The 21008-nt window shown below is 46.5% G+C and carries 12 protein-coding genes; 4 read left to right on the plus strand and 8 right to left on the minus strand.

Annotated elements, in window-relative coordinates; all coding sequences use genetic code 11:
- Positions 1 to 8: 8 nt before the first annotated feature.
- Positions 9 to 1724, minus strand: a complete 1716-nt coding sequence (locus NIAKO_RS39280; RefSeq protein ID WP_014217070.1) for a carbohydrate-binding protein — start codon at positions 1722 to 1724, stop codon at positions 9 to 11.
- A gap of 970 nt (positions 1725 to 2694) precedes the next feature.
- On the opposite strand from NIAKO_RS39280, the gene NIAKO_RS36360 reads away from it, so the two are divergent.
- On the plus strand, positions 2695 to 7068 hold the full coding sequence (locus tag NIAKO_RS36360) for an Ig-like domain-containing protein (RefSeq protein ID WP_014217071.1): 4374 nt from the start codon (positions 2695 to 2697) through the stop codon (positions 7066 to 7068).
- Between the two features lie 91 nt (positions 7069 to 7159).
- Here the strand turns inward: NIAKO_RS36360 and NIAKO_RS03785 are convergent, their stop codons facing one another.
- The 3 genes from NIAKO_RS03785 to NIAKO_RS03795 form a co-directional block, all read right to left on the minus strand.
- Complete coding sequence (locus NIAKO_RS03785; protein WP_014217072.1) at positions 7160 to 9589, minus strand: ABC transporter permease; 2430 nt, start codon at positions 9587 to 9589, stop codon at positions 7160 to 7162.
- 207 nt (positions 9590 to 9796) lie between these two features.
- On the minus strand, positions 9797 to 10942 hold the full coding sequence (locus NIAKO_RS03790; RefSeq protein WP_014217073.1) for an MFS transporter: 1146 nt from the start codon (positions 10940 to 10942) through the stop codon (positions 9797 to 9799).
- 127 nt (positions 10943 to 11069) lie between these two features.
- Positions 11070 to 11960 carry an AraC family transcriptional regulator gene (locus NIAKO_RS03795; RefSeq protein ID WP_014217074.1) on the minus strand — a complete coding sequence of 297 codons (891 nt, stop codon included), beginning with the start codon at positions 11958 to 11960 and terminating at the stop codon, positions 11070 to 11072.
- 329 nt (positions 11961 to 12289) lie between these two features.
- Here NIAKO_RS03795 and NIAKO_RS03800 point away from each other — a divergent pair, with 329 nt between their 5' ends.
- The 3 genes from NIAKO_RS03800 (at position 12290) to NIAKO_RS03810 (ending at position 18204) form a co-directional block, all read left to right on the plus strand.
- Positions 12290 to 13660: a TolC family protein gene (locus tag NIAKO_RS03800; protein ID WP_165761345.1), complete on the plus strand. Its 1371-nt coding sequence runs from the start codon at positions 12290 to 12292 to the stop codon at positions 13658 to 13660.
- Positions 13661 to 13735: 75 nt separating this feature from the next.
- Positions 13736 to 16972, plus strand: coding sequence for an efflux RND transporter permease subunit (locus NIAKO_RS03805; RefSeq protein WP_014217076.1), 3237 nt, complete (start codon positions 13736 to 13738; stop codon positions 16970 to 16972).
- Between the two features lie 74 nt (positions 16973 to 17046).
- Positions 17047 to 18204 carry an efflux RND transporter periplasmic adaptor subunit gene (locus NIAKO_RS03810; RefSeq protein ID WP_014217077.1) on the plus strand — a complete coding sequence of 386 codons (1158 nt, stop codon included), beginning with the start codon at positions 17047 to 17049 and terminating at the stop codon, positions 18202 to 18204.
- Positions 18205 to 18464: 260 nt separating this feature from the next.
- Here NIAKO_RS03810 and NIAKO_RS03815 read toward each other — a convergent pair whose 3' ends face one another.
- From NIAKO_RS03815 to NIAKO_RS03830, 4 genes are all read right to left on the minus strand, one after another.
- Positions 18465 to 18785: a hypothetical protein gene (locus NIAKO_RS03815; protein ID WP_014217078.1), complete on the minus strand. Its 321-nt coding sequence runs from the start codon at positions 18783 to 18785 to the stop codon at positions 18465 to 18467.
- Positions 18786 to 18807: 22 nt separating this feature from the next.
- Positions 18808 to 19431, minus strand: a complete 624-nt coding sequence (locus NIAKO_RS03820) for an alpha/beta hydrolase (RefSeq protein ID WP_014217079.1) — start codon at positions 19429 to 19431, stop codon at positions 18808 to 18810.
- Position 19432: 1 nt separating this feature from the next.
- Complete coding sequence (locus NIAKO_RS03825; RefSeq protein WP_014217080.1) at positions 19433 to 20368, minus strand: ring-cleaving dioxygenase; 936 nt, start codon at positions 20366 to 20368, stop codon at positions 19433 to 19435.
- A gap of 104 nt (positions 20369 to 20472) precedes the next feature.
- Complete coding sequence (locus NIAKO_RS03830) at positions 20473 to 21006, minus strand: YceI family protein (RefSeq protein ID WP_014217081.1); 534 nt, start codon at positions 21004 to 21006, stop codon at positions 20473 to 20475.
- Positions 21007 to 21008 lie beyond the last annotated feature (2 nt).

Raw genomic sequence — 21008 nt, forward strand, 5'->3', positions numbered from 1 at the left:
ATGATGGTTTATTTCACAAACTCTTTGGTGATCCTTGTTTTGTTTTTGGTGAATACGAGGGTATATACACCTGGGGCCAGTGCAGATACATCTATGTGGTTAGTGGCGGGTCTGGCCGTCATAACCTGTTTGCCACTGAGATCAAAGATGCGAACGAGACCGCCTGCCAGTGGTTCCACACTGGTAATGTTCAATTGTTGTTGTACCGGGTTGGGATATATTGCGAATGATTTACCTGATTGTACAGAGTTCTCCACCATATTGTTTACCAGGGCTGCCTGTCTGCTGCCGTTCAGCGGCGTAATGCGGATCCAGTTCAGGTTCCAGCCACCGGCTACGGCATAAATGCCCGGGGTATACGTACCGGCATTGATATATACAGTATGGGAAATCGTAGTCCAGTTTTGCCAGCCGCCGGTATTGGGTATATCCAGTTGACCCAGTACAATAGACCCGGCGTTCAGGTCGGCAGATAAACGGCCGCCACCATTCTGGCTGGCAACGCGGTATTCGATCAGGTAATTTCCTGTAGTTGGGAATACGATAGGAGAGTAAGCCATCCAGTCGCCGGCATCGATCCAGCCTACGTCCGATCCACCACCTGCATCGGTAGTTGCTTCTGTTTGCACGCCCAGCATGTTGCTGTAGCTTTCGGCCTCGATGGTGGTGCCTGAAGCTGTGTTGGAACTGATCACGATGGAAGATACCTGATCATTCCAGCCGTCATCAACCAAACAAGCGTCATCGGCTGTTTTAACCAGGGAACTGCCGCCGTAATTATCGTCCCAATACAGCGTGGCTTTATAACCGCTTTGTACTTTTATAGAGGAAACCCAGTCATTGGCAATGCCAAGGGCTTGTAGTTGAGACAGTGTATAACTACCCGGGTTCAGCGCTACGCCGGTACCACTATAGTTACAATCCTGGTATACAACTGCCGGACCGGTTACAGAGGCCCCGCCATCCTGGTATACACGTACATAGTCAACATACATCTTGGCAGGTAAGCCGCCGTTGTCGATGTTAAAGCCGGGCCAGTTACCGCCTACGGCCATGTTCAGCAGGATAAAGAAATTGTTCTGGAATTCACTGGTGCCATTGATGCCGCCACCAATATAAATTTCATGGTATTTAACCCCATCTACAAACCAGCGGATGTAATTGGTGTCCCATTCAATACTGTACGTGTGATAATCGGTTACACTTACAGCTGTGTTGCCACCATAGGAAGCATGCTGGTTATTGGGATCTGACCAGTGTGCAGTACCATAATTTATGTTCTCGCTGTTGATGTGTTCCATGATGTCCAATTCGCCACAGGATGGCCAGCCAACAGAAGAAATATTGTCGCCCAACATCCAGAATGCAGGCCAGATGCCCGAGAACGCAGGCATCTTGATGCGGGCTTCTATCTTTCCGAACTTCCACGATTTCCTGCCCTGGGTTTTCATCCGGGCTGAGGTATAGTTATAACCACCGAATGATTCCTGTTTGGCGGTAATTACCAGTTGTCCGTTTTCAACGGTGGCATTTTCGGCGCGGTAGTATTCCAGTTCGTTATTGCCCCAGCCGCCGCCGCCGTTGCCGGTTTCAAAAACCCAGTCGGCGCTGATGCCGTTGGTAAATTCATCCTGCCACACCAACTGCCAGTTCTGGGCATGCGCGTTCTTTTGAAACGTTGTTAGTGCGCCCAATAATAAACAAGTGGGTAATAATCTTTTCATAGACAATAGCTTTGAGGGTGTTTAATATTTTTTATATAATACTATACTGGTTACAGGTAGCTGGTAACCGGCAACAAGCTGCCCGCAGGTAATAATAGTACTACCTGAGGATGACCTGAAACCTGATACATGCAACCTGTAACAAGTATTGGCACATCACACAACCACACGCCAGGTGTAGTTGGTAACAAATATGAAAGGGGAAAAAATTATGGCTATTCAAAGTACAAGGGAAGCAGGTCAACCACCCACTTTAGTGCTCAGGGATGCTTTCTACAACAGTATTACTACTTATGAACAAGTGATTTCTACAAAGAAGGTGTTAGGCAAAAACCACTCCAATTAATTCAAATCGCTAAAACGTTTATAAATTTTCATAGCAAACAAAGAAAAGGGTGTTGAAAAAGAGTAAAATTACTCAGCACATTCAGCACCGTTATTAGATAAGGTAAAGGATAAGGGTTAGGTTAGCAATGGACCCTACTATAACAATAGAGTAAGCTTAAACCTTAAGAACTGCTGAAGATAAATTGCTTATGCAGATGTATATATATTGCGTGGTGATAATCAGTTAACCTGTAACGGAGATCCATAATGTGGAAAAAAATAAACCGGTTTTCGTAGTGGAAGTATTTTAAACAGTTTTTACTTTGCAGCTGCTTCTACAATTATATTACTGCAATTACTCTTACCTTCTTCTTTTACGCGGAACGCTTAATGCCTAACGCTGAACGCTTAATACCAGGGCAATGATGCTTTGTTGTATGGTGTTGCATGTTTCGCATGTTCTGCAATCTTATTCATCCTTTGTTTTTTCCATAATGAACGCATAGCGCGTAATGCAAACGTTTTGCTGGGTCTTGAGTCATTCATTGGGCAGGTTGCTCAATGGATCGGGATTTGGCGTTCAGCGTTCAGCGTTGTGCATTCGGCGTAATAAGTATTATTATTAATTTAAAATGCCTACAGTATGAAAATGTTGTCTACCCTGAGCAAATGGCGCCACTGGCGAAGTTTGCAGTATGTTCAATTGGCTATTTTGCTTTGTTTTTTCTCGGCTGCGCGTGCGCAGGTGAGTCCTTCGGTGCCGGCCACCACGAGCCAGCACAACAAACAGGTAATTGGATATATCACCCAATGGGATGCCTGGAAGGAAGTTGCGAACCTGGTGCCCAAAGGTGGTTATAACCATTTGAACGTGGATTATTCCCAATACACCATGCTGAACTTTTCTTTCTTTGGCGTTGCCCAGGATGGTTCATTGCACAGTGGTGATTTTCGCAATAAGAACATTTACCAGGTAGGCGCCGTGCAGGCACCTGCTCCCTTGCTGAATGAAGATATTTACAGCAGCTGGGACCTGTATCTGTTATATGGTGAGCTGGAAACCCTGTATTACATCTCTGATGGCAGTTATGCTTATCAGCAGGGCTATCGCAATTCAGGCGCGGGCTGGACGAATGTGAACACTGGTAAATCAGGTTCATTTCCTTTGGCTATTCATAAGCAAGGCGGTCAGCCGGGACTGATAGAACTGGCGCACTCAAAAGGGGTAAAAGTAATGGCCTCTGTGGGTGGCTGGAGCATGTGTAAGCACTATCCTGAGGTAGCCGCCGACGCCACTAAACGCGCCAAATTCATAGCAAGCTGTAAAGACCTGATCGCTATGGGTTTTGATGGGATCGATTTCGACTGGGAATATCCCAACGATCCGGGCATGAACATTGAGCATTATGGCACTGTTGATTATAACAACTTTGCCACCCTGGCTGAAGAACTGCGCACTGCCATCGGCAGCAGCAAACTGATCACAGCCTGTTTCTCTGCCGTGCCTTCAAAGCTGGCTGGCTTTCCCTGGAGCCGGTTGAACACCGTGCTCAACTATATGGACATGATGACCTATGACTATAATGGTGGATGGAGCAACAAGGCCGGTCACAACGCACCTTTATATGATTACCCCGGAATGGAGTACACCGGTTTTTCTTTGGATGGAACTGTGAAAGGATTGAGGAACCTGGGTATTAACATGAGCAAGGTTACCCTGGGTGCGCCTTTTTATGGAAGAGGGGTTGTTTGTAGCAGTGCGGCTACGCTGAATGGTGCTACTACCAAACGTGCAGAAACGGTTCAACCCGATGGTCCTATTCAAACCTGCGCCGACTTTACCAACTGGCAAAAAGACCTGTGGGACGGTACGCCGCCTTACAGCGAAATTCTGCTGGCCACTGGCAGCGGTTCCGGCTGGACAGACAACTGGGATGATAATGCGAAGGTTCCTTATAAAACAAAAGGAAACTATTTCCTGAGTTATGATAACGAGCAGTCTATTGGACTGAAAGCACAGTACATAAAAGACCAGGGCCTGGCCGGGGTTATTGTATGGCAGGTGTTCGGCGATATGACCGACATGACCAGCAGCACCTCAGGCACAAAACTGATCTTCTGTGCCAATACCAAATCAAAACTGGTAAACAAGATCAACCAGGTGTTTGCCAATGGCAGCACCGGCAACCAATTGCCAACCGTTTCCATTTCATCACCCGCCAACAACGCTGCTTTCAATGCACCCGCTAACATCAGCTTTACAGCTACTGCGGCAGATGCGGATGGCAGCATTTCAAAAGTGGAGTTCTTTAACGGCGCCACCAGCCTGGGTTCTGTTACTGCCTCTCCTTATACGGTTAACTGGAACAATGTAGCGGCTGGTACTTATACCATTACCGCTGTTGCTACAGATAACGCCGGTGCAACTACTACCTCTGCAGCAATTACGGTGAAAGTAAACAGCGCTTCAGGTAATCAGTCACCTACGGTGTCAATTACAGCACCAACCAACGGTTCAACCTATACAGCGCCTGCCGGCATTACGCTCACTGCCAGTGCTGCTGATGCCGATGGTACCGTGTCGAAAGTTGAATACTTTAATGGCGCCACCAGTCTTGGTTCTGCTACTGCTTCTCCTTATTCAGTAAGCTGGAGCAATATAGCTGCCGGCAGCTATTCAATTACTGCAAAAGCAACCGATAACAGCGGCGCTACTACTACTTCATCTCCGGTAACAATCACCGTAAACACCAATACCGGCACTGGTAACACCAGCAAGGTAATTGTAGGTTACTGGCACAACTGGGGTACAGTGGGCGGCACACCGCCATACGTTCGCTTACGCGATGTGAACCCTAAATACAACGTTATTCAAATTGCCTTTGGCGTTACCACTGGCGATCAGGCTACTATCAGCTTTACACCAGAAGGTACTACGGTAGCTGATTTCAAAGCCGACATCGCCACGCTGCAATCACAGGGCAGAAAGGTACTGTTATCACTGGGGGGTGAAAACGGTATTCTGCAACTGACTACCGCTGCAGCTAAAGCCTCATTTGTAAGCTCCATGAAGTCGCTGATGGACCAATATAACTTCGATGGATTTGATATTGACCTCGAAGGTGGTAATAACCTGGTGCTAAACAGCGGTGATAATAATTTCATGAGTCCTACCACGCCTAAAGTAGTGAACCTGATCGCTGGTATCCAGGAGATCATCAGCTACCGTAAAGGCCAGGGTAAAGATTGCTGGTTAACCATGGCGCCCGAAACTTACTATGTTCAGGCTGCTTATGCAACCACGTACTCTCCATTGGTAGGTGCTTACCTGCCGTTGATCTATGGTTTACGTAATCAATTAACATTCATCCATCCGCAATTGTACAATACCGGCTCCATGACGGGTATGGATAATAAGAATTATAATTCAAGCACTTCAGATTTCATTGTGGCTATGAATGAAATGCTGCTGAGCGGCTTCCCGGTTGCGGGTACTAACCAAACCTTCCCTGCCTTGCGTGAAGACCAGGTTGCTTTTGGTTTACCTGCTTCAACCTCAGCAGCCGGTTCAGGTTACACCACCCCGGCAAATGTGAAGAAAGCGTTGGATTATCTTACAAAAGGAATCTCATACGGCGGTACTTATGTAATGAGAAAATCAAGTGGCGGTTATCCCGGCTTGAGAGGTATCATGACCTGGTCTATCAACTGGGATAAAGCCAATGGCGATGAATTTGCCACTAACTACTATGATTACTTCTTTGGCAATGGCAATACAGGCAACAATCCTCCTGTAGTAAGCATTACTTCACCTGCATCAGGCGCCAGCTTTACTGCGCCGGCTACCATCACTATCACGGCTTCAGCCAGTGATAACGATGGTTCAGTCAGCAAAGTGGAATTCTTTAATGGCGCTACCAGCCTGGGTGCTGTAACTGCAGCTCCTTATACAGTTACCTGGAGCAACGTAGCCAATGGTACTTATTCAATCACCGCTGTAGCAACCGATAACAAAGGTGCAGTAACCACTTCAGGTGCTGTTTCTGTTACGGTTGGCACCAATACCGGTACTGGTTGTAATGGTATCCAGGCCTGGACCGCTACCGGCGTTTACGTAGGCGGTACCCAGGTTGTGTACAATGGTAAAGTGTACGAGGCTAAATGGTGGACACAAAACGAACAACCTGATATTAACCTGGGCGATGGCAAAGTGTGGAAGTATATCAGTGATTGCAGCGGCAGCGGAAACAACAACGCCCCTACGGTGTTGCTGACTTCTCCTGCAACCGGTGCTACCTTCACGGCTCCTGCAACTGTAGCGATTGTAGCTTCTGCCAGCGATGCCGATGGCACTGTAAGCAAAGTTGAGTTCTTCAATGGCGCTACCAGTCTTGGATCTGTAACTTCAGCTCCATACACCTATAGCTGGACCAACGTTGCCAATGGTACTTATACCATTACTGCAAAAGCAACTGATAACAGCGGCAACACCACTACTTCAGCTGCAGTGACCATTACTGTAGGCAGCGGCAGCGGTAATACTGGTAATTGTGCCGGTATAGCTGAATACCAGCCTTATCCGAAGATCTACAACAATGGCGACAAAGTAACCTACCAGGGTAACCTGTATCAAAGTTTGTCTGATGCCCTGTACAATGTTACACCGGGTACAGCTGACTGGTGGTGGAAACCATTAGGCGCTTGTTCTGCAACTACCAGAACAACTGTGGCCACCAATATGGCTACCACTGTAGGTGGCGCTTCTGTAACACCTAACCCAATCACAGGTGCAACAGCCCAGGTTTTGAAATATGCCGAAGCCGGCGATCAACTGGTAATTGAAGTGCAGAATGTAAGCAGCGGAAACGCGGTGAGCAGCCAGTCTTATACGGTATCGGTAACCGGGGTGAATAGCATTACTATTCCAACCGCAAAACTGACACAAGGTATCTGGATCGTTAAGATCACCAATAAGAAAACCGGTGGTGTAAGCACAACCCGGTTAGTGAAATTATAGGATAACAGCAGGATATTGGAAAAACCAAACAAGGAGCAGGAAGTGGGGAAACCCCATCTTCCGTGCTCCTTGTTCTTTTATTATACAGGTGTTATTCTGCCCGTAAACTTTTTACAGGATTGGCCAGGGCCGCTTTGATAGCCTGTACACTCACCACACATACCGTAAACAACATGGCCAGCGAACCCGCCAGCGCAAACATCCACCAGCTGATGTTGATGCGGTAACTGAACGATTGCAACCATTGGTTCATTAGCCACCATGCAATAGGCGTGGCAATTATAAAGGCGATCAATGTCAGTTTTAAAAAGTCTTTCGACAGCAGGGACGATACATGAAGCACACTGGCGCCCAGCACTTTTCGTACCCCGATCTCTTTTGTTCTTTGTTCGGCGCTGAAGGCAGACAATCCAAACAGGCCCATGCCCGAAATAAAGATGGCCATCAGGGTAAATAAATTAATAGTAGCTGATAAATTGATCTCCGCTTCATACAGCTTTTGTACATCATCGTTCAGAAAGGAATAGGTAAAGGGAATGGCCGGCAGGTGCTGTTTCCAGATGGACCCGATTTTACCAAGCAGTGCAGAATAGTTGCTGCTGGTTACATTTATGATCACATTGGCCCTTGCCTGGCGCATGTTGTATCTTAACATGAGCGGTTTTATTCCATCGTGCAGGGAATTGTAATTAACGTCTTTGGTAACGCCGGCTATTTCAAAATACATAACCGGTTCATTGGCTTCATGCTGCGGATATATTCGTTTGCCTGGCGCCGTCTCTGCATTTAATCCCAGGGAACGGGCGCCCGTTTCATTGAGCAATACCCTGCCTGAATCACCTTCCCTGAAATCGCGTCCTCCGATGATGGTCATGCCCAGCGCTTTTGCATAATGCTCATCGGTATTTACCATGGAGATATCTTTTCCGGTTTCGCCATTGCTGCCTTCCAGGTAAAAAAGCCAGTCACGGGTAACCTCCTGGCTTGGATAATTATCTGCCTGGCTTACTGCCTTTACTTCTGATAAGGTGCGCAGCTGATCGCACAATGCGGGGATGCGATCCTGTGCATCGCCGGTATAAAAGTTAAGAATGATCTGCTGGTTCTGGTTAAACCCAACGTCCTTGTTCTTGATAAAATTCAGCTGGCTGTAAATAACAATGATGCCGGAGATCAGCAGAATGGATAATACAAACTGAAATACTACCAGCACCCGCCGTACACCCGCGGCAGACAAACGATTGGTGAAATTTCCTTTTAATACTTTTATTGGTTTGAAGGCAGAGAGGTAAAAGGCCGGGAAGCTGCCTGATAACAATCCGGATACCAGCATAATACCTGTTAGCAACAACCAGAAGCTGACACTGGAAAAAAAGGAAAGACGAATATCGGCATTGGTTAACTGGTTGAAGTAGGGGAGCAATAAAACCAGTAAAGGTAATGCCAGCACCACCCCGCAGCATGATAACAGCAACGACTCACCCAGGAATTGCGTTACCAGGTTTTTTATTTGGGCGCCGATTACTTTTCTTACGCCCACTTCCTTCGCTCTTTTGGCGGCATGAGCTGTGCTCAGGTTCATAAAATTGATACAGGCAATTACCTGGATGAGTACCGCAATCAGTAAAAGCAGGTGTAAAAAAGAGCTGTCAACCGGCTCGCTCATTTCACTTTTATAACCACCCGTAGTGTGGATACTGGTGAGGGGTTGCAGATGCAGTTGCTTGCTCATGCCCATTTGCTTAAGCCTGTCTGCTCCATATTTATTCAGAAAGGCCGGCAGTTTTTGATCGAGCGCCATGGCATTGGCACTGGGGCGTAATCGTATATAGGATGCTGCATAATTGTAAGCAGCCCATTCGTTGTTTGTATAGGTAAAACCGCCCATGCCGCCACTGTTCATGCTCATCAGTAAGTTGGCTTTAATGTGCGAATGGCCCAGGCTTTCGTCTATTACTGCGGTAACCTTGAAATCGTGTTTGCCATAATCGTTATTGATGGAAATGGTTTTGCCAACGGGGTCGGTGTTTCCAAATAACTTGATGGCAGTTGGTTGTAATAAAACAACACAGTAGGGATCATCCAGGGTTTTAATGGCATTGCCATATACGAAATGATAGTTGAATACATCAAAGAAGGTGGAGTCGGCATAGACCGCATCCGTTTCAAAAATGCTTTTTTCGCCATATTGTAACAGGTGCTGTTTGGCGCCGAGCCGGCCGGTATGAACGATCCTGGTAAACTGTTCCACCTCGGGAAAGTCTTTTTTCAGGGTGGGGGCAATGGGCGGAGAGCAGGAACCATTGTTAATTGGCGTGCCGCCCTGCAAGGTAAGCAGGGTATTGATGCGATAAATATTAGCGGCGCTTTTGTGCTGTCGATCGTAGCTGTATTGATCGTTCACGTACATGATAATGTACAGGCAGCAAACTGTACCAAGCGCCAGCCCCAGAATATTGATGCCGGTAAAGGTTTTGTTCCTGGTAAGATTGCGTATGGCAACTTTAAGAAAATTGATCATAGAATCCAGTTTTACAGATCCTATTCCCGCACCAGTATAATGCCATTTACCTAATGCGTTGTTACTGTACTGGTTATTGCAACCGTTTTAATATGATCCGTACGAATACGATACAAATATTGTTCGGTTTCAAGTTCCGAGTTTTGAGTTCCAGGTTTCAAGTTCCGAGTTCCTGGTTCCGGAACTTTGAACTTTGAACTCTGAACCTTATTCTTCCTTCATCTCACTAACCAGCCAGGTTATTAAAATCCCCAATAAGGAAATAATGGCAATTGACCAGCGCAGGTTAAATGCTTCGGCAATAAACCCTACCATGGGCGGCACAATCAAAAAGCCAAAATACCCAATGGTGGAAACGCCTGCAATGGCCGGACCGCCGCTCATATGTTTTACCTTACCGGCCATGCTGAATACCATGGGCACCACACAGGATAAACCAAACCCTGCCATCATAAAACCCAGTCCGGTAGTAACTATGTAAGGGAAAATAGCTGCCAGTAATAAACCGGTTAATATAAACAGCCCGCTGTATTTCAGCACGGCTTTTACGCCAAAACTATTGGCCAGCTTATCGCCGGTAAACCGTCCCAGGGTTACGGCCACCATGTAAAAAGCATAACCAGCCGTGGCGATTTCTTTGGATGCATGCACAGCTTTCTTCAGGTAAATGGCGCTCCAGTCGTACATGGTGCCTTCGCAGGCCATGGCGGCAAAACACATAAAACCCAGCCGCAGCAGGGCTTTGTCGGGCATCCTGAATTTTGTTTTTTGCAGGCGCTCGTGTGGTTGCGGTTGCTGGTGTACGCTATCTTTAAAGAAAAAGGTACAAAGGGTGGTCAGTAAAATACAAACGGCCAGAAAATGCCAGGAGGGTTGAACGCTGAAAGAAACGAGCAATGAACCAAGCGCAGCGGCTAAAAAGCCGGCTACACTCCAAATGGCATGAAAGGTGGCGATGATGGACCGGTCGTATAGTTTTTGCACGCCGATACTTTGGGCGTTGGCCGAGATGTTAAACAGGTTGCGCGAGGAGCCAAAGAAGAACAGCACTACCACCAGTTGCCAGGTTTCACGGGTAAAGCCCACCAGGCACAACATGATGTTGAATAGCACTGCGCCGGTGAACATGATATAGCGGCTGCTGAAGCGGCGCAACAAATAACCGGTAACAGGCAGGGTGCACATTAACCCTGCCGGTAAAGCAAAGAGCACGGCGCCGAGCTTTCCTTCACTCAAATGTAAGTTCTGTTGAATGGTTGGAATGCGGGAGGCCCATGATGAAAAACCAAAACCCGAAACAAAAAAGAAAACAGCGGTAGCTATACGGGATTTTCTTGGTGAAGCACTAGTCATACGATGAATACAACGAGATTAATTATTCAATCAATTTTTTAATGTGCCAGTTTTAAGTTCCAAGTTCCAGGTTCCGGGTTAATGAAACTTTGAACTCTGAACTCTGAACTCTGAACTCGGAACTGAACTAAGCAGTAGCCGCAATTACGGTCTTCTTATCAAACAGGATCTGTTTGCGGTAACCGGATGGACTAATGCCTTTATACTTTTTAAAAATGCGGTTCAAATGGCTTTCATCGGTGAAATGTAATTCAAAGGCAATCTCGTTAATACGCATATCGCTATGGATAAGTCTTGCTTCTACCAGCCTTAGCTTGTAGTTGGTGATGTAGGTTTGTAAGGTTTCGCCGGTATGCTTTTTAAAATATTCGCTGAGGTAATTGACAGAGATCTGAAAGGCGTTGGCAATCTGTTCTGCCTTCAGCAATTCCGGTTTATAAATATTGGCCTGTACATAATGAATGATCTTTAAAGTGGTATCATCATTATTGGCATCAGGCTTCATGCGTTTTGGTACCTTAATATAGATGTTGCGGGCTACGATCGAGATGAGGGTGTTCACAATCTGGTGAATGATCTCCTGGTGATAGGGTTCTTTATTGATGTGTTCTTTTATCAATCCATCTATCAATGCTTTCACCAGCACGCGATCGCTCATGCCTTTTAAAATACAGCCCGGCGAATGCGTGGTGTTATGGAAAATGTATTCAAGTTTATTGATCCATTCTTTTTGCTGACTGCTGGCCTGTTCGTTCTGCGATTTGAAATAAATATCATTGAATCGGATCAGGAAGAACTTGGTAGTTGTTTTAACAGTTACCTTATGCATGTCCTGCGGCGTAAGCAGGAAAAGATGGCCGTTGCAATACTCGAACTTGTTTTTATTTATGCAATGGGTGCCGGTACCGTCTATGATGTAAACCAATTCAAAGAAGTTGTGCCTGTGGGCTTGTTTCAATACTTCGTCGGTTTCTTTATAAACGATCTCGAAGGGGTGATGAAGGTAATCTCCGCTCATACCTGCAAAAGTACAGAATAAACCCAAAATTGTACAAGTGAATATCCGGGAGGTATTTGCAATTTTACAGTCCTATAGCAAACATGTATATCCTGACAATCGCCCAATCATTGATAACCTGCCTGATGAATAAGGGGCAAACATAACGACCGAGCTACGATGCAGCCATTAAAATCAGATTAAAAAAGCGAAGTATATTATCTTCTACCAGGAAGACTGTTCCTTCGTTAACGCTCAATTAACAACCAAACATGTTCTTAAGCGAAAGAAGTAGAACCCAAAAAAGTACAATGCGGATTAATGCACTCCCTATTATTGCTATAATAGGAATGCTATTAGCGACCACTCAGGAAAACGCAAGGGCACAATCAACGCAACAGTTGACTTTATCAGATGCCATTAATACCGGATTAAAAAATTATCAAAGCATCCAGGCCAAACGCAGTTACCTGAATGCTTCTTCTGCGTTGGTGCAAAACACCCGCAATGAGTATTTACCAAACGTGATCGCCTCAGTGCAGCAGGATTTTGGCAACATCAACGGACAATACGGCCCGCTGGCCGCTATTGGTGGTGTGGCCGGAGTTTCATCGAGCGGTCCCATCACGCCTTCCCAAAGCTGGAATTCTTCCTGGGGTGGGTTATATTTTTTAAATACCAACTGGGAAGTATATTCTTTTGGCCGCCTCAAATCAAAGATCAATCTGTATTCAGCCCAGGTGCAACGCGATTCAGCAGACCTGATGCAGGAAGAGTTTGTGCAGAGCGTAAAGATTGCCGGCGCTTATTTGAACCTGCTCACCGCTCAACGGCTGTTGAATACGGCGCAGTCGAATCTTGACCGGGCTCTGTATGTAAAGGAAGTAGTTACTGCGCGTACCCGTACCGGTTTAAATGCCGGGGTTGATTCTTCCATCGCCAATTCGGAAGTATCGCGCGCGCGGCTGGCCATCATCGATGCCCGTAACAGCGAACTGCAATACCGTAACCAGCTGGCACAGTTGCTAAACGTTCCGCCGGCTGAGTTTAGCCTCGATACCACCTTTATTAATAAGACGCCGGTTGAAACGAATACCAACGTGGCCATTACGCAAAACCCGCAGGTGAAGTTCTTCCAGGCACGGATCAATCAAAGCGATTATACTACAGCCTACCTCAAGAGAAGTATATTGCCGGGGCTGAACCTGTTTGGGATCATTCAAACCAAGGGGTCCGGGTTCGATTATACTTATTCAGCTGCCAATCCTAAATATTCACAGAGTTATTATGATGGCATAAAACCCACCCGCACCAACTATGTGGCAGGGGTATCTATTGCCTGGAATATTACCAGCCTGGCAAAAATAAAGTACCAGGTAAAAGCTCAGCAGTTCCTTACGGAGGCATATAGAAACGAGTACAACCTTGTAAGCACCCAGTTGCAGGACCAATTGGTGCTGGCCGATCAGCGGATAGCCAACAGTTTGCAAAGCGTGGCGGAAGTACCCGTGCAGTACAAAGCCGCTTCTGATGCCTATTTGCAAAAAAGCGTTTTATATAAAAACGGATTGACCAATATCGTGGATGTGCAACAGGCGCAATATGCGTTGAACCGGGCCGAAGCCGATCTGAACGTTGCCTATATTAATGTATGGCAGTCGTTGTTACTGAAAGCAGCCGCTTCCGGTGATTTTGATTTATTCGTAAAGCAGGTCAAATAAGTTGATAAGCAATAGGTAAAAATAAATTAGCGTTAAGCGTTCCGCGTTCAGCGTTGCGCGTTTTAAATAGAGTTTATGAATCTGATTAGATTAGCATTACGGAAACCTATAACGATACTGGTGTTGGTAGCAGGGTTGTGCTTTTTTGGTATAAGCGCAGTGAAGAAGATAAAAATTGACATTTTCCCTTCGCTCGACCTGCCGGTAATCTATCTTTCCCATCCGTTTTCCGGTTATACCCCAACCCAAATGGAAGCGTTCTTTGGAAAGAACTACGTGAACCTGTTATTATATGTATCTGGCGTAAAGAGCATTGAAACAAAGAATATTCAGGGGCTAACGCTGATGAAGCTGTCATTTTATCCTGGCACTAACATGGCCCAGGCTGCAGCAGAGGTAAGTGCGTTCAGTAACCGGGCCCAGGCGATCTTTCCCAATGGATCGCAACCGCCATTCATTCTGCGGTTCGACGCCAGTACCCTGCCGGTGGGGCAATTGGTAGTTACCAGTCCCACGCGTTCCAATAACGAATTACTCGATCTGGCCAACGTGTATGTGCGATCTGCCTTTACCTCTATACCGGGGCTGGTTTCACCCGCGCCTTTTGGTGGTAACGTACGTACCGTGGTAATAAAGGCAGATCCTGAATTAATGCGGGCGCATAATATGACGCCTGATCAACTGGTGGCAGCCATCCGCATCAACAACCAAACCACGCCCTCGGGTAACGTGCGTATCAATGATAACAATTACATTACGCCTACCAATACTTTAATCAAGACCATCAAGGATTTTGAGGATATACCTTTATTTAAAGGAGGTGTGCAGAACCTGTATTTGCGTGATGTTGCTTCGGTAGAAGATGGAGCAGATGTAACTACCAGCTATGCCCTGGTTAATGGAAAAAGATCGGTATACATGCCTATCACCAAGTCGGCCGATGCCAGTACATGGGAGGTGGTACAGAACCTGAAGAAAGCATTGCCTAAATTCCAGGCCCAGTTACCGGATGATGTGAAATTGTCGTACGAGTTTGACCAGTCTGTATATGTGATCAACGCGGTAAAGAGCCTGGTGTCTGAAGGTGCTATCGGCGCCATTCTCACCGGTTTGATGGTGTTGTTGTTCCTGGGCGATGCCCGCGGTGCGTTGATCGTGATCCTGACAATTCCTACTTCTATTATTTCAGGCGTATTGTTCCTGTCACTGTTCCATCAAACCATCAATATCATGACGCTGAGTGGTCTGTCACTCGCCATTGGTATTCTTGTGGATGAATCGACTGTGACGATAGAAAATATCCACCAGCACTTTGCTATGGGCAAGTCGAAGGCCACGGCCATCTGGGACGCGTGTAAGGAAATAGCCTTTCCCAAATTGCTGATCCTGTTGTGTATCCTGGCTGTTTTTGCCCCCGCGTTCACCATGGGCGGCATTCCGGGTTCTTTATTCCTGCCGCTGGCCCTCGCCATTGCATTCTCCATGATCACGTCTTATTTCCTGGCGCAAACATTCGTTCCTATTCTGGCCAACTGGATCATGAAAGCGCATCCTGCCAATCATGATACCCAGGAAAAAATGCATGCGGCCGTTGCCGGTGGCGATCATGATACCTGGGACCAAAAGAAACTGCTGCTGGAAAAAGATGAGAAAGACCTCACCCGGTTTGAAAAACTGCGGAACCGTTTCCTGCGTTTCCTGGGTCGCTTATATATAGTGCGTAAACCGGTGGTGATCGCCTATGTGGTGCTGGTAAGCGGTGCTGCGGTACTGTTACTGAATAACATTGGCCGCGATGTATTACCCCGTACCAATTCCGGGCAATTCCAGTTGCGGTTACGGGCGCCCGAGGGAACACGTATAGAACGTACAGAAGGCATTATGCTTAAAACGCTGGATGCATTGAATGGAATCGTTGGCAAAGAGCATATAGCTGTTACCTCGGCATTCATTGGGCAGCACCCTGGTTTGTTCAGTACCAGCCCTATCTATTTGTTCATGGCCGGCCCGCATGAAGCCGTGTTGCAGGTGCAATTAAAAGAGGACTATAAAGCCGACATCGATGTTCTGAAAGAAAAAATAAGGGAGAAGCTAAGTGCAACCATGCCTGATGTAAAATTGTCGTTCGAGCCCATTCAGTTAACCGATAAGATCCTGAGCCAGGGGTCGCCCACGCCTATCGAGGTGCGCATTGCTGGCAGAAATAAAAAGTTAAATGAAGTGTATGCCAATAAGGTTATTGATAAATTGAAACAGATCTCCTACATGCGGGATGTGCAATTGGGTCAATCGACCAAATACCCTTCTATTAACGTAAATATAGATAGAACTAGGGCCGCTCAACTGGGAGTTGACATCAATGATGTTTCCCGTTCCCTGATTGCCTCTACTTCTTCATCACGGTATACTGAAAAGAACATATGGGTAGATGAAAAATCAAACCTGGCGTATAGTGTGATGGTGTATGTACCTGAAAACAAAATGACCAGCGTAAGCAATATTGGAGAAATACCTATTTTAAATAACCAGCCACGGCCGGTATTGAGCGATGTGGCAACTATTACACCTGATTTTACTTATGGCGAAAACGACAACCTTGGCGCCATGCCGGTGCTGAGCGTTACTGCCAACTTAAATAACAAGGACCTGGGCACAGCCGCCCGCGATGTACAAAAAGCCCTTGCTTCATTGGGTGAATTGCCCCGGGGGTTAACCGTTGAACCAATAGGCCTTACTAACGTACTAACCGATACGCTGGATAGTTTACAAAGCGGTTTGTTGGTAGCCATTGTGGTGATCTTCCTGATGCTGGCAGCGAACTTCCAGTCATTCAAAGTTTCGTTGGTGATCCTGGCCACCATCCCGGCGGTAATCCTGGGTTCACTGATCATGTTGAAGTTGACCGGTTCTACCCTTAACCTGCAATCGTATATGGGTATCATTATGTCGGTGGGGGTATCTATCGCCAACTCGGTATTATTGATCACCAATGCAGAACACCTGCGGTTGCACAATGGTAATGCCTGGGAGTCGGCGAGGGAAGCGGCCGCGTTGCGTCTGCGTCCGATCCTGATGACTACCATTGCGATGGTGGCAGGTATGATCCCGATGGCATCCGGTTTGGGTGAAGGCGGAGATCAGGCTTCCCCGCTGGGACGTGCCGTAATTGGCGGATTGATCGCTTCTACCTTCGCGGCCCTGTTTATTCTGCCCATGGTGTTTGCCTGGATGCAGGGTAAAACAACTACCCAGTCAGTATCACTGGACCCAACCGATCATGAAAGTAAATTTTACGAGAAGGACGCCGAATAAGCCGTCCTTCCACAGAAACCCCGAAACAATATAGTAAGTAGTAATTTTGTAGTACATCATAGAAAACAGCGAATATGCAACTGAGAAATTTAATACATAAAGCAAAGGGTCTGACAGCAATAGTCAATACACCTTTGACCCTGATCGCAGGCATCGGCCTGATGGCTTTATTACCCGCCTGTAATTCAACCAATGGGGAAGAGGCCCCCAAAAATAAAGTGGAAGCCCCTGCTGTTCCGGCAGTAGAAACAGTGCCGCTGCAAAAAGGCATGTTGTCCACCAGTTTATCAATACCCGGCGAGTTAATTGCATTTCAACAGGTTGACCTGTATGCAAAAGAAAACAGCTTTGTAAAGAAGTTGTATGCCGATGTGGGCACTGAAGTAAAAGCAGGCCAGTTGCTGGCTACCATGGAAGCACCCGAACTGACTTCATTGGAATCTGCCGCCCAATCAAGATTGAAATCGCAGGAAGCTATATACATCGCCAGCAAGGCCAATTACGACCGGTTGCTGGAAACGAGCAAAACGCCCGGTACCGTTTCGCAAAACGACCTGGACCAGGCCATGGCAAAAAAGAACTCTGATTTTGCCCAGTGGGATGCGGCAAAAGCGCAATCGCGCGAAATTGCCGACAGAAAAGGATATTTAGAGATCAGGGCGCCTTTTAACGGCGTGATCACTACCCGTAACGTCAACCCCGGCGCCTATGTAGGCCCTTCGGGTAAAGGTTCTGAGTTCCCGCTGTTCACCTTGCAGGAACAAAAGAAACTGCGTCTGGTTATTTATGTGCCCGAAGCTTATACCGGTTACCTCGATCAACAGGATAAAGTGAACTTTACCGTAAATGCATTCCCCAACGAAAAATTCACGGCCCAGGTAAAAAGGCTGGCCGGCGCACTGGACCTCAAGTTGCGTTCACAACGCATTGAGATGGATGTGGCCAACGAGAAAAAAAGATTATTGCCCGGCATGGTATCGAGCGTAATCATTCCTTTATCAACCAAAGACAGTTCTTTCATTTTGCCCAAATCGGCTGTTGTTAGCTCACAGGAAAGAGTGTTTGTGATCAAGGTCGTAAATGGCAAAGCGGAGTGGGTTGATGTGAAGAAGGGCCGGGAAAATGATGGTAAGGTGGAGGTGTTTGGTGAGTTGACTGGTGGTGATACTATTGTGAAAACAGGGAGCGAGGAAGTTAGAGACGGGAGTACGGTTAATGTGAAGAAGGGATAGTTGATAGAGTTGACGAAGTTGATAGAGGTAAATACGTTAACAGGTTAATACGTTGACAAGTTAACAGGGAAATACATTAGGCAGTTATTGATAAACATAGGAAAAAGCAAAAAGCCTCCCGGGAAATCGGGAGGCTTTTATTTTTTGATGCTTGAGTTCTTTGGGTTTGCGTTTTTCCTGTCTGCCGTTTGCCTTCTGCCTTCCTTTATCAACTTTATCAACTCCGTCAACGCTATCAACCCTATCAACCTGTCAACAAGTTAACCTTTCAACCTGTCAACTATTCTCTCATGTAACTGCTTAACAAACTCCGTATTCTCATCATCATTATACGCCCCATATCCATCAACTAAGATACCCAGGGTTCCGGACGGCGCTTCAATGGCAAATACTACTGCTTCATCTGCCGGGTCGGAGGGGCCTTCAAACCGGTATACTTCTTTGATCTCAAAATCATCGTGGCCAAAATGGGTATCCAGGTTATCGCTTCGGAGGCGGTTATTACTGATATTAAAATCGTGTGTGTAACCCCGTTTTTTCAGATCGGCCACTGCTTCGGTGATGGTATCGTATGCGTACATAAAGAAAGTGTTTAAACCAAAGTTAGGATTCTTTGAAGATTAATTCACTTACCTGATTGATCTCATCCTGACTGATGGTATGCCCCATATTCTTATAGATCTTTTGCGTAACCTGGGCGTGCATATCCGTCAAAATTGCGGTAGAGGCCAGCACCCGGTGAACCGGAACGTGGGGATCGGGATCGCTGGTGCCAATGAACACCGGCGTTCCGGCAAAATCTCCCTTATAATTCTGTAAGTAAAGCTGGTCGCCGATTAATCCGCCGGTAAAAGCAACCACGCCGCCATATTTACCGGCATTGCGGGCTACATATTCCAGGGTTAAACAGGCGCCCTGCGAAAAACCCAGGAAATAAATGTTCTCTTTTTTAATACCGCCGGCTTCTATATCCGCCACTACTTCTCCCACCACTTTCAGCGCGCCCGATAACCAGGGTTCATTTTCCTGGGGCGCGGCCATAAAAGAATAGGGGTACCAGGTATTATTGGTAGCCTGGGGTGCAAACAGCGCGAAGTCGTTTACCGGCAAATACTGCGCCAGCCCCAGAATATCTTCCGCACTGCCGCCTCGTCCATGTAACATGACCAATGCTTTTGTGGCTTCGCCTGTTTGCGTTCCGGCTTTTATAACTTGTTTCGTATGCATATTACTGTACCAGTTTGGGTAAATGGTTCACTATGGTTTCCCGGTCGCCTTCATACTGCGCAGGCAGTTTCAGGTGGGTACCCAATTCACTTACCGGTTCATCAATGGCAAAACCAGGATTATCTGTAGCCAGTTCAAACAACACACCACCTGGTTCGCGGAAATACAACGAGTAAAAATAATTTCGGTCTATTTTAGGTGTTATATTATATCCTTTGCTGGCGATCTTCTCCCGGTATTCCATCAGCAACTGATCGTTCTTTACGCGAAATGCTACGTGGTGATTGGTACCGCCGGCTACCAGTCCATGGGTAACTTCAGGTTCTTCCACCAGGTCAACGATGGCTGCATTCTCGATGGCATCGGTTATAAAGCGATACCGGTTACCTTCCTGCTTCAACAGTTTATAACCGAAGATATCGGTTAGAATACTGGCGGTAGGTTTTATATTACGAAGGGTTAACACAATACTGTGAAATCCTTTAATGGCTACGTCTTTTTTTATCTCGCTGGTTTCCCAGGGAGTGCGGTTGTCGGCACCGGCTTCCACCAGTTGAATGCGCAAACCGTCGGGGTCTTCAAAGCGAAGGATCTGTTCGCCGAATTGTTCGTCTACCTGGCCGAAACGTACCTGGTGCTTATCAAAATGATTGCTCCAGAAATCGAGGCTGCCCTTTGGCACCGCATAACCGATATCGGTAGCCATACCGGTACCTAAACGGCCTGGGTGTACGTGCGTCCAGGGAAAAAAGGTAAGGATGGTACCAGGGGTGCCATTTTCATTACCATAATAAAAGTGATAGGTGTGGGGGTCGTCAAAATTCACGGTTTTCTTTACCAGTCTTAACCCGAGTGCTTTTGTGTAAAAGTCATAATTGCGTTGAGCGTCACCGGCTATCGCCGTAATGTGATGGATGCCCAGAATTTTATTGTCCATAATTGTTAGTTCTATTGTGAAAGGCTAAGGTCTGTATGGTTGGCTTTATCCGGGTGAAACACCTGCCTTTCAACAGGGGAGGTGTTTCACCCAGGCCATGAACATTACGCTTGTTTTATTAACTGTATTTCAGCAGTAAATTTAATTTCATCACCTACTACTACACTTCCAGCTTCAGTTACTGCGCTCCAGGTTAAACCAAATTCTTTTCTGCTTACTTTACCGGTTACAGTAAAACCAGCTTTTGTTTGACCATATGGGTCAACTACCACACCGCCATTCTCAACATTCAGTACTACTGGTTTTGTAATACCTTTAATGGTCAGATCGCCATATACTTTACCTTCATCACCATTGTTCTCAATTTTGGTGCTTTTAAAGGTAATGTGGTTGTGGTTGGCGGCGCTGAAGAAATCATCAGATTTCAGGTGACCGTCTCTTTGCTCGTTATTGGTATCTATAGAAGATACATCGATGCTTACATCAACATTAGCAGGTTTGCTGAAATCATCGCCTTCGGTTACTGCGTTTACAGCAAAGCTGTTGAAACGTCCGGTAACGGTGCTGATCATAAGGTGTTTTACTTTAAAAGTAATTTCACTGTGCATTGGATCGAGAGACCATTTAACTTGTGCCATTG

The organism is Niastella koreensis GR20-10, from assembly GCF_000246855.1.
GTDB lineage: Bacteria > Bacteroidota > Bacteroidia > Chitinophagales > Chitinophagaceae > Niastella > Niastella koreensis.